Source organism: Streptomyces sp. YIM S03343 (assembly GCF_054729195.1).
The window spans coordinates 1476841-1491437 of record NZ_JBPUKX010000001.1; the positions used below are offsets into that span (position 1 = coordinate 1476841).

General features: G+C 72.3%; 12 protein-coding genes and 1 pseudogene. 5 read left to right on the forward strand and 8 right to left on the reverse strand.

Features of this window, described 5'->3' with window-relative positions:
• From ACSYGN_RS06595 to ACSYGN_RS06605, 3 genes are all read left to right on the forward strand, one after another.
• Positions 1-1452, forward strand: a complete 1452-nt coding sequence (locus ACSYGN_RS06595) for a glycosyltransferase family 4 protein (RefSeq protein WP_460392803.1) — start codon at positions 1-3, stop codon at positions 1450-1452.
• Between the two features lie 167 nt (positions 1453-1619).
• Positions 1620-3020, forward strand: a complete 1401-nt coding sequence (locus ACSYGN_RS06600; RefSeq protein ID WP_460392805.1) for a nucleotide sugar dehydrogenase — start codon at positions 1620-1622, stop codon at positions 3018-3020.
• A 123-nt stretch (positions 3021-3143) separates the two neighbouring features.
• Positions 3144-4316 carry a glycosyltransferase family protein gene (locus tag ACSYGN_RS06605; RefSeq protein ID WP_460392807.1) on the forward strand — a complete coding sequence of 391 codons (1173 nt, stop codon included), beginning with the start codon at positions 3144-3146 and terminating at the stop codon, positions 4314-4316.
• A gap of 224 nt (positions 4317-4540) precedes the next feature.
• Here ACSYGN_RS06605 and ACSYGN_RS06610 read toward each other — a convergent pair whose 3' ends face one another.
• On the reverse strand, positions 4541-4993 hold the full coding sequence (locus ACSYGN_RS06610; RefSeq protein WP_460392809.1) for a PPOX class F420-dependent oxidoreductase: 453 nt from the start codon (positions 4991-4993) through the stop codon (positions 4541-4543).
• Positions 4994-5270: 277 nt separating this feature from the next.
• Here ACSYGN_RS06610 and ACSYGN_RS06615 point away from each other — a divergent pair, with 277 nt between their 5' ends.
• Positions 5271-6500 (forward strand): serine hydrolase domain-containing protein, encoded by a 1230-nt coding sequence (locus ACSYGN_RS06615; RefSeq protein ID WP_460392812.1) that lies wholly within the window; start codon positions 5271-5273, stop codon positions 6498-6500.
• A gap of 225 nt (positions 6501-6725) precedes the next feature.
• Here the strand turns inward: ACSYGN_RS06615 and ACSYGN_RS06620 are convergent, their stop codons facing one another.
• Both ACSYGN_RS06620 and ribA read right to left on the reverse strand, forming a co-directional pair.
• Positions 6726-7778, reverse strand: coding sequence for a saccharopine dehydrogenase (locus ACSYGN_RS06620; RefSeq protein ID WP_460392814.1), 1053 nt, complete (start codon positions 7776-7778; stop codon positions 6726-6728).
• Positions 7779-7964: 186 nt separating this feature from the next.
• Positions 7965-8636, reverse strand: coding sequence for a GTP cyclohydrolase II (ribA, locus tag ACSYGN_RS06625; protein ID WP_460392816.1), 672 nt, complete (start codon positions 8634-8636; stop codon positions 7965-7967).
• Between the two features lie 38 nt (positions 8637-8674).
• On the opposite strand from ribA, the pseudogene ACSYGN_RS06630 reads away from it, so the two are divergent.
• Positions 8675-9427, forward strand: a pseudogene (locus ACSYGN_RS06630) (creatininase family protein); the annotation flags it as partial.
• Here the strand turns inward: ACSYGN_RS06630 and ACSYGN_RS06635 are convergent.
• The 5 genes from ACSYGN_RS06635 to ACSYGN_RS06655 form a co-directional block, all read right to left on the reverse strand.
• Positions 9316-10617, reverse strand: coding sequence for a lysylphosphatidylglycerol synthase transmembrane domain-containing protein (locus tag ACSYGN_RS06635; protein WP_460392818.1), 1302 nt, complete (start codon positions 10615-10617; stop codon positions 9316-9318). The pseudogene ACSYGN_RS06630 and the gene ACSYGN_RS06635 overlap by 112 nt on opposite strands.
• Positions 10614-11594 carry a methyltransferase domain-containing protein gene (locus tag ACSYGN_RS06640; RefSeq protein ID WP_460403262.1) on the reverse strand — a complete coding sequence of 327 codons (981 nt, stop codon included), beginning with the start codon at positions 11592-11594 and terminating at the stop codon, positions 10614-10616. The genes ACSYGN_RS06635 and ACSYGN_RS06640 overlap by 4 nt, the downstream gene beginning before the upstream one ends.
• A gap of 83 nt (positions 11595-11677) precedes the next feature.
• Positions 11678-12856, reverse strand: coding sequence for a glycosyltransferase family 4 protein (locus ACSYGN_RS06645; RefSeq protein ID WP_460403264.1), 1179 nt, complete (start codon positions 12854-12856; stop codon positions 11678-11680).
• Positions 12857-12903: 47 nt separating this feature from the next.
• Positions 12904-13302, reverse strand: coding sequence for a 6-pyruvoyl trahydropterin synthase family protein (locus tag ACSYGN_RS06650; RefSeq protein ID WP_460392820.1), 399 nt, complete (start codon positions 13300-13302; stop codon positions 12904-12906).
• 193 nt (positions 13303-13495) lie between these two features.
• On the reverse strand, positions 13496-14488 hold the full coding sequence (locus tag ACSYGN_RS06655; protein WP_460392822.1) for a zinc-dependent alcohol dehydrogenase: 993 nt from the start codon (positions 14486-14488) through the stop codon (positions 13496-13498).
• Positions 14489-14597 lie beyond the last annotated feature (109 nt).

Consider the following 14597-nt stretch of genomic DNA (forward strand, 5'->3'; position numbering starts at 1 on the left):
GTGTTCCGTGCCCTGCTGCTGGCCGCCTCGGTCGCCTGGGGCGAGCTGCGGCACGATCCCGCGCGGGCCGCGGTGCTCGGCGTACGGCTGCTGCCGCCCGGTGCCCGGCGTCCGCTGCGGCCGGTGGAGCGGCGGCTCACGGCCCGGGCCCGGTCCATGGGGCCGACCGCACTGCCGTCCGCGCCGTCCGCCGTCCGGGTGCCGCCACCGTCCCGGCGGACGGTGGTCCGGCCGGTGCCGGGCCGCGTGCTGCATGTGGTGACCAACTCGCTGCCGTTCAAGCACGCCGGATACACGATGCGCACCCAGAAGCTCGCCGAGGCCCAGCGGTCGGCGGGGCTCGATCCGCATGTGGTGACGCGCCTCGGGTTCCCGGTCGCGCAGGGTGCGCTGGACGCGCGCCCCTTGCAGATCGTAGGCGGGGTGCCGCAGCACCGCCTGTTGCCGGCCTGGCTGCCGTACGGGCAGAGCGCGGTGCTGGCCCGCAACGCGGAGCTGGCCGGACGGCTGGTGGAGCGGCTGCGTCCGGCGGTGCTGCACGCGGCCACCGACCACTCGAACGGGCGAGTGGCGCTGGCCCTGCGGGAGACCTTCGGACTGCCGGTCGTGTACGAGGTGCGCGGTTTCCTGGAGGACACCTGGCTGACCCAGGCACCCGGCCGCGCTCCGGGAGACGACGTCTACCGCGCACGCCGTGCGCTGGAGACCCACTGCATGCGCGAGGCCGACCTGGTACTGACGCTGGGCCAGGCCATGAAGGCTGAGATCGTGGCGCGCGGGGTGCCCGAGGAGCGGGTCCTGATCGTGCCGAACGCGGTGGACGAGGCGTTCCTCGCCCCGCTGCCCGACGGGGCCCCGGTGCGGGCGCGGCTCGACATCGCGCCGGAGGAGCTGGTGGTGGGCACGGTCAGCAGCCTCACCCCGCACGAGGGGATCGGCACATTGCTCCATGCGGGTGCAGTGCTGAAACGGCGTGGAATCCCGCTCCGGCTGCTGATCGTCGGCGACGGTCCGGAGGGCGCGGCGCTGCGCGCGCTGGCCGCCCGGCTCGGCCTCGACGACGGCACGGCGCTGTTCACGGGACGCGTGCCGCATGACCAAGTCCGCAATTTTCACGCGGTGTTGAATGTGTTCGCGGTGCCGCGCACCGACGAGCGCGTCTGCCGGCTCGTGACCCCCCTCAAGCCTGTCGAAGCGATGGCGAGCGGTCTCCCCGTGGCAGCCAGTGATCTCACAGCGCTGAGGGAACTGATCAAACCGGAGGTTAACGGGCACCTAATTCTCCCCGAATCACCCCAAGCCTGGGCAGAAGGTCTCGAAACACTGCTCTACAGTCGAAAACGGCGTACCGAACTCGGTGCCGCCGCCCGTGCGACGGTCGTACGGGACCGGACCTGGAACAGGGTCGCCACCACGACCCGGGAGGCGTATCGCACGCTCGGATGCGCCTGAGCGGCCCCGGGGGCCCGAAGCCCCGGCGTCGCTGCACTCCGCATCCAGTGCGTTGTCAGTGCGCCGCGAGTGCGCCGCGAGTGCGCCGCCGACGCGCGATTCCCATCGTCTTCACCTCCTTCACCTCAGATCCCGTCAGATCCCTCCTTGAGGCCGGGTGAATCCCTATGCAGGTCGAACAGGTCGAACAGGTCGAACAGGCCGCATCGCTCGGGGCCATGAGCGAACCGCTCGGAGAATTCAGCGATCAGATATCGGATTCGGTATCGGTATCGGAATCAGAATCAGCAGCGGATTCGGAACAGGACGGCCAGGCCGACCTCGCGGTGATCGGCCTCGGCTACGTCGGGCTGCCGCTCGCCCGCGAGGCGGTCTCGGTCGGGCTGCGCGTCATGGGCCTGGACCGGGACACCGAGGTCGTCGCCGGGCTCAACTCCGGGCGCTCCCACGTCGACGACGTGTCCGACGACGACGTCCGCCGGATGCGCGCGGCCGGTTTCACCGCGCACACCGACGACGCATGCCTCTCCCGGGCCCACACCGTGGTGATCTGCGTGCCGACACCGCTCAGCGAGGACGGCGGGCCCGATCTGGGCGCGGTGACCTCCGCCGCCCGCACCGTCGCGGCCCGGCTGCGGCCGGGGCAGCTGGTCGTCCTGGAGTCGACCACCTACCCGGGCACCACCGAGGAGGTCGTACGCCCCCTTCTGGAGGAGTCCGGACTGACCGTGGGCAGCGACTTCGCGCTGGCCTTCTCACCGGAGCGCATCGACCCGGGCAACACCACGCACGGACTGCGCACCACACCGAAGGTGGTCGGCGGCTGCACCCCGTCCTGCGCAGTCCAAGCCGTCGCCTTCTACGGCAAGTTCGTGGAGACCGTCGTCCAGGCGAAGGGGACCCGCGAGGCCGAGATGGCCAAGCTGCTGGAGAACACCTACCGGCATGTCAACATCGCCCTCGTCAACGAACTGGCCATCATCAGCCGGGAGCTGAACGTCGACGTCTGGGACGCCATCCGCTGCGCGGGCACCAAGCCCTTCGGCTTCCAGGCCTTCCGACCGAGCCCCGGCGTCGGCGGGCACTGCATCCCGATCGACCCCAACTACCTTTCGTACAAGGTGCGTTCGGCGCTCGGCTACGAGTTCCGGTTCGTGGGCCTGGCCCAGGAGATCAACCGCCGGATGCCCGAGTACGTCGTACGGCGCGCCCAGGACCTGCTCAACACCGCCGGGCGTCCGCTGCACGGCTCGCGTGTGCTGCTGCTCGGTGTCACCTACAAACCGGACGTCGCCGACCAGCGGGAGTCGCCCGCCGTACCGGTGGCCCGGCTGCTGAGGGAGCGCAAAGCCGAGGTCTTCTTCCACGACCCGTATGTGCCGCAGTGGTCGGTCGACGGGACGAACGTGCCCCGGGTGCCCGATGTGGCATCGGCGGTAGGGGAGTTCGACCTGACCATGCTGCTCCAGGACCACTCCGCCTACGACCTCCCCACGCTGGCCGACACGGCCCGGCTGCTCTTCGACACCCGGGGACGGATCTTCCGGCCGGGCGTCGAGGTGCTCTGAGCCCGGCCGCGGTCCGTCGAAGGTCGGCCGCCGTCCACGGGCCACCGTGCACCGACCGCCGTCCAAGGGACCGCCGTCCACCGAGACCTGCCGAACCGGCTGTACGAGTCGAAAGGCTTCGTGATGCGGATACTCGTCGTCACCGTCGTGCACCACCCCGAGGACGCCCGCATCCTGCACCGGCAGATCGCCGCCCTGCGGGACCGCGGCCACCACGTCGTGTACGCGGCCCCGTTCGCGGCCCGAGGGGTGGCACCCCGGCCGGATCTGGAAGGCGTGGACATGCCGCGCGCCGCCGGACGCGAACGCCGTACGGCGCTGCGTGCGGCCCGGACCCTGCTCGCCGAGCGCGGGCCCGAGTCGGACGTGGTGCTGCTGCACGACCCCGAACTGCTGCTCGCGCTGCCCGGCGTTCTGCGCCGCTGGCAGCGCTCCGGCCGTGCCCCGGTGACCGTGTGGGATGTGCACGAGGACACCGCGGCGGCCCTCGTCATGAAGAGCTGGCTACCTGGCCCGCTGCGGCCCGTGCTGCGGCTCGCCGTGCGTACGGCGGAGCAACTCGCCGAGCGGCGGGTGAAGTTGCTGCTCGCCGAGGATGCCTACCAGGACCGCTTCCGGCGCCGCCACCCGGTGGTGCCCAACCTCGCCAGCACCCCGCTCCTCGCACCCCCGCCGCCCGGCGACGACCGGGTCGTCTATCTCGGGCAACTGTCCAGGGCGCGCGGCGCGCTCGATCTGATCGAGCTGGCACGCCTGTTGGCGCCCGATGTCGGGGTCGAGGTGATCGGAGCGGCCGACCCAGATGTCCGCGACGCGCTCGGGGCGGCCGAGCGCGACGGTGTGCTGCGCTGGCACGGCTTTCTGCCCAACGACCGTGCCCTGGCACGGCTCTCCGGAGCGCTGGCCGGGCTGTCCCTCCTCCACGACCAGCCCAACTACCGCCACTCGCGCCCCACCAAGGTCGTCGAGTACATGGCCCACGGCATACCCGTCGTCACCACACCCACCCCGCTGGCCGCCGCACTCGTCGCCCGGCACGGCTGCGGCCTCGTCGTCCCGTACCAGGACCCCGAGGCCGCCGCCTACGCCGTACGACGGCTGCGCGGGGACCCGCAACTGCGCCTGCGTATCGCACGGTCGGGCCACACCGTGGCACTGACCCGCTTCAACTGGCAGGACCGGGCGGCCGAGTTCGTGGCGCTCCTGGAAACCTGGGCCAAGGAGGCCGCGACCGGCCCGACCGCCCTGGGCGAGACGGCCCCCGCCCCGGTGCCGGAGTTCCAGTGGGGGCAGTGAGCGTGGCAGTCGTGCTGCTAGGGCGTGTTTCGAAAGTAGCGCCGGCCGCCCGAAGGGCGGGCCCTGCGGCGTCTGGTGCGTGCGATCGCAAGGCGGAGGGTCGCCCTCGTACTGGGCGTACGTGGGCGATCCCGACAACACAGCCGGGGGCACCCCCTGCTCGTCAGAGCTTGGGGGAGTGCGTGCCAGGCGTCGCAGGGCAGGCGGGACTTTCGAAACACGCCCTAGGACTGGTCGCCGCCGCGCGCCGGGATGCCGTAGACGCGCTCCACGGGCAGCCGTAGCACCAGACGGCGGTCGCGGACCATGGCGGCGCGGTAGTCGTCCCAGTCCGGGTGCTCGCCCTGGACCTCGCGGTACAGGCCGATCAGTTCCTCGACCGTGGCGTCGTGCGGGTCCGCGGCGACCGGCGAGAGCTCGGCGGTGCCCTCGGCGACCGTGTACGCCCACCGGTCGCGCGATGTGACGTAGTACGACGCCCGGGGATCGCGGCGCAGATTGCGGGTCTTGGCGCGGTCGTCGGTGACCGAGATCCGGATGAGCCGCTCGTCGGGGTAGTAGTGGTGGGCGACGTTCGACAGCTGGGGGCGACCGTCACGCTTGAGGGTGACCAGCACCCCGCCGCGGCTGGTGGCGAGCAGCCGGATCAGTGCGTCCTGAGTGGTGTCCTGGGTCATGTGCCCATGATGCCGGATCTGCGCCATCCGCATGATCTGCCGGATCTGCCCCGGCCCCGTGGTCATCCTCCCGTCGCGTGGATCACACAACCCGGTGATCCACGGGAACGTTCGTGCATCTCCAGGTGACGATGACCGCGTCAGCGGCAACAACCACTACAGCGCCGACGGCGAACCACGCCCACGGCGACGGCAGCGGCGATGACGAGGACTGGGCTCCTCCGGTCGGGGTACCGGACCAGTACCTCGCACGGCGTGACGCGGAGGAGAACGAGCGATGGCACTGCGACAAGAGGTCGACCCGGGTGAGGCCGGGCTGGACGCGGGGGCGCTGGAGCGCCTCGACCGGCACTTCGCCCACTACGCCGACATGGGTCGGCTGCCCGGCTTCCTGGTCTCCGTGGCGCGCGGCGGCCGTGTCGCCCACCTCACCACATACGGTCACCGGGACGTCGCCGCCGGGCTGCCGGTCGAGCCGGACACGCTGTGGCGGATCTACTCCATGACCAAGCCGGTCACGGCGGTCGCCGTCCTGCTGCTGGTGGAGGAGGGCAGGCTGGCGCTGGACGACCCGATCGACCGGTATCTGCCCGCCTTCGCCGCACCGCGGGTGTATGTCGATGGCTCCGGTACCGGGGTACGGACACGCCCGGCCGAGGGACCCATCCGGGTACGGCATCTGCTCACCCACACCTCGGGCCTCACCTTCGCCTTCTACCACTCCCACCCCGTCGACGCCCTCTACCGCGAGGCCGGGCTGGAGTCGTCGGTGGCGCCGGGTGCCGATCTGGCCGAGACGGTCGATGTGTACGCGGGCCTGCCGCTCCAGTTCGAGCCCGGCACCCAGTGGAACTACTCGGTCGCCTCCAATGTGCTGGGCCGTCTTGTCGAGGTGGTGTCCGGACAGCCGCTGGACACGTTCTTCGCCGAGCGGATCTTCCGCCCGCTCGGTATGACCGACGCCGGTTTCCACCTCACCGGCGCCCAGATCCCGCGGCTCGCCGAGCTGTACGGCGAGACCGAGCGCGGCGGCATCGAGCCGATCGCCGGGCTCCCGTTGCGCGGTCGGCCCCGGTTCCTGTCGGGCAGCGGCGGCATGGCGGCGTCGGCGTACGACTACCACCGCTTCATGGAGATGCTGCGCCGCCGCGGCGAACTCGACGGTGTACGGCTGCTGAGCCCCGCATCCGTGGACCTGATGGCCGCCAACCAGTTGCCCGGCGGCGCCGATCTGCGCACCTTCGGCGCCCGCCCCGCACACGACGAACCCGGCAACGAGGGGCTGGGGTTCGGCTTCAGCGTCTCCGTCGTCGTCGACCCGCAGCGCACCCAGTCCCCGGCGGCTCTCGGCACCTACGGCTGGAGCGGGGTGGCGACCACGACATTCTGGGTGGACCCGGCCCGTGATCTGACGGTGCAGTTCATGACCCAGGTCCGGCCCAGGAGTTCACTGAAGATCTTCCCTGAGCTGCGGCAGCTCGTGCACGAGGCGGTGACGGAGGGCTAGCGCTCCGCTTGAATGGCCGCGATGTGTCGTCTGTCGGCTGCGGCACCATCGTGGCTGGTCGCGCCCCGCGGCAGAGCCGCATGTCGGCACAGCCCCGCGCCCCTTCAGGGCGCTGCCGGCCCGCAGCGGGCTTCGCCCGACCCTGCTTAGCCCGCCACTCGGGGCGGCCCGCCAGGGTGCCCTGCCGCCGGTCCTCGGACGGGCGGCAGGGCACCCGAAGTCCGTTCAGCTGATGCCGAATTCGTGACCGGCCTGGTGGAACCGTTCCAGACAGTGCCCCCACGGCCCCCGGCCCTCGCCGAACTCGGCCAGCTCCTGCAGCTGGGGCAGCAGCGCGGCCGAGAAGTCGGTGCTGGCCTCCCTCGGCAGCAGCGACGGCAGATTGTCGATGGCGATGAGATCGGCGGGGGGCTCCTTGCGCAGCCGCCGTACCGGGTCGGTCCACTCGGTCGTACGGTCGTACACCGGCAGGACGTTGAGGGGTGAGCCGACGTCGCAGGTGACGTCGGACAGGACGCGCAGCCGCCGGGCGGGGTCGTCGAGGTCCTGCTCGCGGACGAACGGCGGGACCGGGGTGGTGGCGAGGACGCAGTTGACCAGCACGTCGTGCTCCAGCAGGGCCGTGCGGTCCAGCTCGCGGGTCTCGGCGAGGTCCCAGCGGGTGGGTTCGATCCCGGCGGTGCGCAGCGCGTCACACGCACCGCGCCCGCTGCGGCCGAGGGCACCGATGACGAGCGCGGTGAATTCCACGTCCCGGGCTGCGGGTTGCAGGGTCGCGTCGAGTGCGGTCTTGTCGGTGGGCGTGAGCGGCGCGACGAGCCTGCCGCGCTCCTGGAGCACGGCGAGCGCGGCGCCCAGATAGCCGGCCCAGTATCCGAACGCGGCGAGACGCCGTCCGGCGTCGTCCACCAGATACTCGAGGTCGAGCAGCGCCCCTCCCCCGGCGGCGAACCGCCGCAGCAGCTCGACGGCGCCCGGCTGCCTCTTGTAGGCGTGCCCGAAGAAGATATGGCGGTGCGTCAAGCGGGGCGGTTCGTCAGGGAGTTCCTTGAGGCCGAGGACGACGGCGTCCGCCGGCGCCGACTGCCACGACCCCGCCGGGGCGACGCCGCAGCCGACCGCCTCGTACTCCTCGATCGGGAAGATCCGCTGCGGGGACTCCTCGACGGTCAGGGTCACCCCGCTCTCGACGAGCCGGCGGGCGTCGGAGGGCACGACGGGGGTGCGCCGCTCGGTCGTACGGGCCTCGTGGCGCAGCCACAGATGGAGCTCGGTCATACCAGGTGGGCCTCCGGGCGCGGGCGCCGGCCTGCCGAGGGACCGGCGCACAACGGGTCGATGGGCGGAAGCGTACGCGGCCCGGGGACGGGGCGCGGACCACCTCGCCGTACGGCTGCCCGTACGGTCCCGGTACGGCCGTGGACCCGGGGCGGCGGCCTGTCGGCGGGCCGGCCGCCCCGCACGTCAGGACAGATGGGCGACCGCGTCCAGATGGGGCAGATGGTGGTCGAGGCGCTCCCGCTTGGTGCGCAGATAGGTGATGTTGTTCTCGCACGGCGGGATCAGCAGCGGCACCTGCTCGGCGACCTGGATGCCGTGCCGCAGCAACGCCTCGCGCTTGCGCGGGTTGTTGGACATCAGGCGTACGGAGTCCACTCCGAGGTCGTGCAGGATCTCCGCGGCGACACCGTAGTCGCGGGCGTCGACCGGCAGGCCGAGGGCGAGGTTCGCCTCGACGGTGTCCAGGCCCTCCGCCTGGAGCGCCATGGCGCGCAGCTTGCCGAGCAGACCTATGCCGCGGCCCTCGTGGCCCCTCAAGTAGACGACGACGCCGCGCCCTTCGGCGACCACGGCACGCAGCGCGGACGCGAGCTGGTCGCCGCACTCGCAGTGCTGGGAACCGAAGGCGTCGCCGGTCAGGCACTCCGAGTGCAGCCGGGTGAGCACGTTCTCGGTGCCGATCTCGCCGTGCACCAGCGCCACTTGCTCGTCACCACGGTCGTGGTCCAGGTAGCCGATCGCCTGGAACATTCCGTACACCGTGGGCAGCGGGGCACTGACGACGCGTTCCACGCCCGTACGCTCCGGTGACTTCGTGCACGACTTCTTGCCGAGTACACCGATGTTTTCTGTCATGATCTGATTCCTCAACAGAGACGAAAGGCCGTGAAAAGATGAGTGGTTCGGGCGCGAATACAGTGGTGACTCACGGGGCAAATCCGTTGCCGGCGGACACCACGGAGGATGTACGGACCCGGGCGGCGGGTGTTTCGGCGCAGGTCGCCGTCCTTCCCGTGGGAAGTTTCGAGCAGCACGGTCCGTTTCTTCCGCTGGCGACCGACACGCTCGTCGCCTGTGCCGTCGCCCGGGAGATCGCCGCGGTACACCCGGTGCACCTCCTTCCTCCGGTGACGGTCTCCTGCTCGCACGAGCACGCGGCGTGGCCGGGGACCGTCAGCATCTCCTCCGTGACCCTTCATGCGGTGGTGCGGGACATCGCGGCGTCGCTCCGGCGGTCCGGCGTCGAGGCGTTGGTGCTGGTCAACGGGCACGGCGGGAACTACGTCCTGGGCAATTTGGTGCAGGAGTCCTCCGCGCGCGGCGAGCGGATGGCACTGTTCCCGGCCCCGGAGGACTGGGAGACGGCGCGGGAGCAGGCGGGGGTGCGGACCTCGCTGCTCACCGATATGCACGCGGGGGAAATCGAGACCTCCATTCTGCTGCACGCTCATCCCGAATCGGTCAGGCCCGGTTATGAATCCGCCGATTTCACGGCGGACGACCGGCGCCATCTGCTGACCACCGGAATGTCCGCCTATACCGAATCGGGCGTCATCGGCCGTCCCTCCCTCGGTTCCGCGGAAAAGGGGAAGGCACTGCTGGCGAGCCTTGCCGAATCCTTCGGGGCGTATGTCGCGCTGCTGACGGAAGGCGCATAGGGGCGTTCGCTCCCGGCGTCGTCCATACACACGTCGTCCGTCCCGGCGCTGTCCGTCCCGGCGCTGTCCGTCCCGCCGCTGTCCGTCCCGCCGCGCAGCCCGCCGTACCAGCGGGCGACGAGGACGACGGCGCCGGGCAGGGCGGCCGCGAAGCTGAGCACGCCGTAGACCACGGCGACGGACAGCCCGCTGCCCTCGCCGAGCCCGGCGGCGCCGAACGCCCAGGCGGTGATGCCCTCCCGTGGCCCGAAGCCGCCGATGTTCAGCGGTATCCCCATGGCGACCAGCGCCAGAACGGCCAGCGGCAGCAGTACCACGGCGGAGGCACCGACCCCGGCCACCCGGGCGGCGACCACGAACATCGCGAGGTGACCGGCGAGGACGACGAGCGAGGAGAGCGTGACCCCGGGCCAGTTGCGCCGGGACAGCAGCCCCTCGCGTGCCTCGCCGAGCGTGCGGCGCAGCATGCGTCCCCGGCGGGAGGGTGCGGCGCGGTTCATGCGCAGGGCGAGGACGACGGCGAGGGCACCGATCACGGCCAGGGCGGCGAGCGGGGCGAAGTGCCGGGTGTCGGCGCGGACCGGGGAGTCCACGGTCAGCAGGACCGTCACACCGGTGACGGTGAGCGCGATCTGCCCCGCGATCCGCTCCAACACCACGGCCCGTACACACCGGCCGAGGTCCCCGGCGCTCTGCCCGTGCCGTACGGCCCGGTGCACATCGCCCAGCACGCCGCCGGGCAGGGCGGCGTTGAGGAACAGCGCCCGGTAGTAGTCGGCGGTGGCCGCGCCGAGCGGCAGACGGATGCGCAGGGCGCGGGCGACCAACTGCCAGCGCCAGGCGCTGAACACGGTGGTGACCAGGCCGATGCCGAGCGCCACGAGCAGCGTCGTCCCGTCGATCCGCCGCAGCCCGTCCAGGAAGACTCCGGTCCCGAGCCGCCAGAGCAGCACGGCGAGGATGGCGACACCGGCGACCGTGCCGAAGTGGGCGCGGACGGCGCGGGTGAACCGGTTCGCGGGGGGTTCGGCGACCGGTGGCTCGGCGACCGGTGGCTCGGCGGCGGGGGCCTCGGCGACCGGTGACGCAGCGGCGGGCGGTGACGCAGCGGCGGGCGGCCGAATTGCCCTGGTCGCCGCCCCGAAGTCGGTCCCCGCTCCGATCGTCGGCGCGCTCATGCCGCCCCTCCCGTGGGCCGGGCCAGCGCCAGCAGGTCGCTGTGGTGGACCACGACCCGCAGCCGGCCCTCCTCGCAGGCGGCGAGCCGTTCCCGCAGATACCCCTCGGCGCGTTCCGCCAGCTCGGGCCGCTCCTCGACCGCCGCCCCCACCCAGCCGCGCAGCCACTGCGCGGTCAGCGCGGCCTCGTCGGGCCCGAGCCGCCAGGCGCTGGGGTGCACCTTGACCGTGGCACCGTGCGCGCCGAACGCCTCGCACGCCGTGGTCACCGCGTCCGGTCCGAGCAGCCCCTCGCGCCGCTGATGGGCGTTGAACGCCTCCGCGATCTCGGTGTCGAGCGGGTGCGCCGGAAGAAGGTCGACGCGTCCGACGACGGAGAGAGTGAGCAGCGCCGGGCAGCCCGCCCCGGCGCAGGCGTCGGCGAGGGCTTCGACCTCCTCGCGGGTGAGGACGTCGAGCAGCGCGGACGCGGTGACCAGCGAGGCGCCGGCCAGGGCGTCCGGGGTCAGCCGGGCGACGTCCCCGCGCCGGGTCTCCACGGTGACCCTGCTGCCGTCGGCGGCGGCGCGGGGCGAGGCGACGGCGGCGAAGTGCAGCAGATACGGGTCGCGGTCGTGCAGGATCCAGTGCTGGGCGCCGTCGAGCCGGGAGGCCAGCCAGCGGCCCATGGAGCCGGTGCCACAGCCGAGGTCATGGATCACGTGGCCGCCCGCCCGGCCGGGCAGATTGGCGAGCCGGATGCGCAGCGGGTCGAGCAGATCGGCCGCGCGGGCGGCGGCGTCGGCGGGCTCGCGCAGCGCGAGCCACTCGGGCGCGTAGCGCGGCGGGTCGTCGGGTCCGGCGTCGCGCAGCCGTACGGTGGCCCGCTCGCCGGGACGGACGACGGGCCCGGCACCGGCGATCACCACCTCCCGCGGCCCCGGCTGAGCCGGAATGCCGTCGGCACCGTCCGTGTGCCCGGCCCCGGCCCCGTCCATGGTCCCGGACCCCGCACCGTCCGTGTGCCCGGATCCGACGGCCGGGTCGCTCACCACCGTCCTCCTCGTGCCGCTCATGCCGCTCATGCCGTCCTCCGTGGTTCGCCGGGTCCGGGGAGCCGGCCCAGGACGCCGGCGAGACTGCGGGCCGTGGTCGCCCAGCCGTCCAGGGCGGCCCGCCGCCCCCGGGCGGCCGCCTTGAGGCGGCGTCGTACGTCGGCCTCGCCGAACCAGCCGCGCAGTTCCACCGCGAGCGCGGCCGGGTCCTCCGGCGGGACGAGGATGCCGGGCACCCCGCCGTCGGGGGCGCGGCCGAGCGCCTCGGGCAGCCCGCCGACATCCGTGGCCAGCACGGGGATGCCGCGCGCGAGCGCCTCGGTCACCGCCATGCCGTAGGTCTCGGCGTACGACGTGAGGACCATCAGGTCGGCCGTGGCGTAGCTGGCGTCGAGCTCGGCGCCGGCCTGCGGTCCGGCCAGCGTGAGACGGTCCTGGAGGCCGTGCTTCCGGATCAGTTCCCGCAGATGGGCGACGTACTCGGGGTCGTGCCCGAGCCCGCCGACGCACACGCAGCTCCACGGCAGGTCGGTCACGCCGGCCAGCGCCTCCACCAGCCGGTGCTGGCCCTTGCGCGGCGTCACGGCGGCCACGCACAGCAGCCGGGAGACTCCGTCGGTGCCGGAGGCGAGGGGTGCGATGTCGGCGCCGGGGGTGGCGGAGTGCACCCGCTCCGGGGCGAGCCCGTGGTGGGAGACCAGGCGGCGTACGGCCCAGTCGCTGGTGGCGATGACGGCGGGCACGGCCCGCAGCACCGTACGTTCCCGGGCGTCCAGGTCGGCCGCGACCGCCGGGTCCAGGCCGCGCTCGTCGCCGAGCGGAAGGTGGACGAGGACGGCGAGGCTGAGGCGTTCCGCCTCCGGTACGACGATCTCAGGGACCCCGCAGGCGACGATCCCGTCGAGCAGCACGACGGCGCCGTCCGGGAGCCGCTTCAGCACACGGGCGAGTTCGGTGCGGTCGGCGTCGGAGGGGCGGGGCCAGGCGCCGGGGACGGCGAGCTTGTCGACCTGCCAGCCGAAGCCGGGCAGATCGAGGCAGACACGCCGGTCGTAGGCGTTGCCGCCGCTGGGCGCGGCCGGGTCGTCGACGCCTCCGGGCATGACGAAGTGGACGGTGCGCAGGGACATGGGGAGGAGATCGCCGTTCGTCGGTGCGGTGGGCTGCACGGGCACATAGGCGAGACGGGCGCGGTCGGCGGTCATGTCGCTGACCGTGTGGGCCTGGTCGTCCGTATGGGTGTCGACGTGGTTCACAGGGCACGCTCGTAACTCGCCCAGGCGATGTGCGACTCGTGCAGGGTGACGCTGATCCCGGCGATGCCCTTGGCACCCTCGCCCAGCGCGCCCTTGTGGATCCGCTCGGCGAGCCGGTCGGCGATGACCTTCGCCAGGAACTCGGTGGAGGTGTTGACCCCGGCGAAGTCGGGCTCGTTGTCGAGGTTTCTGTAGTTCAGCTCGCTGACGACGGCGCCGAGCTCCTGGGTGGCCAGTCCGATGTCGACGACGATGTTGTCGTCGTCCAGCTGCTCCCGCCGGAAGGTGGCGTCCACCAGGAACGTCGCTCCGTGCAGACGTTGGGCGGGCCCGAAGACCTCGCCGCGGAAGCTGTGGGCGATCATGATGTGATCGCGGACGGTGACACTGAACAACGGACGACCCTCCAGGTGCGGCGCGTCTAGTCCCCCAGCTCTTCCTGACCGGTCCTGACCGATCCTGCCGGGGGATGCCGTGTAGTACGGCTCCTCGCCTTCCCCCGTTCAGCCGGGTCTCACTCTTTTCTCAGGTCAGACGCTCATGTCCGACGGGCCGTCCGTCCGAGACCCGTGAGACCCGCGAAACCCGTCAGTCGCTGTGGGCGTAGCGGATCCGGTGGCAGAGCGCCGGTATCTGCCCCGAGGCGAGCTTCGGCATCACGTCGGGCAGCTCCTCGAAGGCGCTCTCCCCGGTGATCAGGGCGTCGAGGGCCGGGTCGGCGAGCAGATCGAGGGCGAGGGCCAGCCGGTCGGCGTAGGTGCGCGAGGCGCGGCGCGGGGAGACGGTGCCGACCTGGCTGCTGCGCACGGTCAGCCGGCGGGAGTGGAAGGCCTCGCCGAGCGGAAGGGTGACCTGGCGGTCGCCGTACCAGCTGAGTTCGAGGACGGTGCCCTCGGCAGCGAGGAGTTCGAGGGAGCGGGTGAGCCCGGCCTCGGTGGCGCTGGCGTGGACGACCAGGTCGCAGTCGCCGAGCGCGTCGCCGGGTGCGGCGAAATCGACGCCGAGGGCAGCGGCGGTACGGGCACGGGCGGGGTCGGCGTCGACGAGCTGGAGCCGTACGCCGGGGAAGCGGGCAAGGAGCGCGGCCACCGAGCAGCCGACCATCCCGCCGCCCACGACCGCGATCCGGTCCCCGACGAGGGGCGCGGCGTCCCACAGCGCGTTGACGGCGGTCTCCACGGTCCCGGCGAGCACGGCCCGTCCGGCGGGCACCCCGTCCGGTACGGGGGTGACGGCGCCTACGGGAACGACGTACCGCGTCTGATGCGGATGGAGGCAGAACACCGTACGCCCGACCAGCCGTTCCGGCCCGTCCTCCACCACCCCGACGCTGAGATAGCCGTACTTCACCGGCGCCGGGAATTCGCCCTCCTGGAACGGCGCGCGCATGGCGCCGTACTGCCCGGCCGGGACCCCGCCCCGGAACACGAGTGTCTCCGTGCCACGGCTGACACCCGAGTACAGCGCGCGCACGAGCACCTCCCCCTCGCCGGGGTCCGGGAGGGCGAGATCACGGATCTCACCGCGGCCCGGAGAGGCAAGCCAGAACGCACGGGCCGAGCGACTTGCCGAGCGGTCCATCGAAATCCTCCTGAACGATCCGGAACTTGCTCACGTAACGAGATGTGCAACCAGATGTGCACAGGCCGCGCACAGTACGCGGCGTTGATCGACTCTGTCATACGGCCGG

What these genes read in the sequence shown, in the direction of transcription:
- ribA (WP_460392816.1), bottom strand. Translation starts at nt 8,636, where the DNA reads ATGACAGAAAACATCGGTGTACTCGGCAAGAAGTCGTGCACGAAGTCA.
- ACSYGN_RS06640 (WP_460403262.1), bottom strand. Translation starts at nt 11,594, where the DNA reads ATGGACGGGGCCGGGGCCGGGCACACGGACGGTGCCGACGGCATTCCG.
- ACSYGN_RS06620 (WP_460392814.1), bottom strand. Translation starts at nt 7,778, where the DNA reads ATGACCGAGCTCCATCTGTGGCTGCGCCACGAGGCCCGTACGACCGAG.
- ACSYGN_RS06605 (WP_460392807.1), top strand. Translation starts at nt 3,144, where the DNA reads ATGCGGATACTCGTCGTCACCGTCGTGCACCACCCCGAGGACGCCCGC.
- ACSYGN_RS06655 (WP_460392822.1), bottom strand. Translation starts at nt 14,488, where the DNA reads ATGGACCGCTCGGCAAGTCGCTCGGCCCGTGCGTTCTGGCTTGCCTCT.
- ACSYGN_RS06600 (WP_460392805.1), top strand. Translation starts at nt 1,620, where the DNA reads ATGCAGGTCGAACAGGTCGAACAGGTCGAACAGGCCGCATCGCTCGGG.
- ACSYGN_RS06615 (WP_460392812.1), top strand. Translation starts at nt 5,271, where the DNA reads ATGGCACTGCGACAAGAGGTCGACCCGGGTGAGGCCGGGCTGGACGCG.
- ACSYGN_RS06645 (WP_460403264.1), bottom strand. Translation starts at nt 12,856, where the DNA reads ATGACCGCCGACCGCGCCCGTCTCGCCTATGTGCCCGTGCAGCCCACC.
- ACSYGN_RS06635 (WP_460392818.1), bottom strand. Translation starts at nt 10,617, where the DNA reads ATGAGCGCGCCGACGATCGGAGCGGGGACCGACTTCGGGGCGGCGACC.
- ACSYGN_RS06610 (WP_460392809.1), bottom strand. Translation starts at nt 4,993, where the DNA reads ATGACCCAGGACACCACTCAGGACGCACTGATCCGGCTGCTCGCCACC.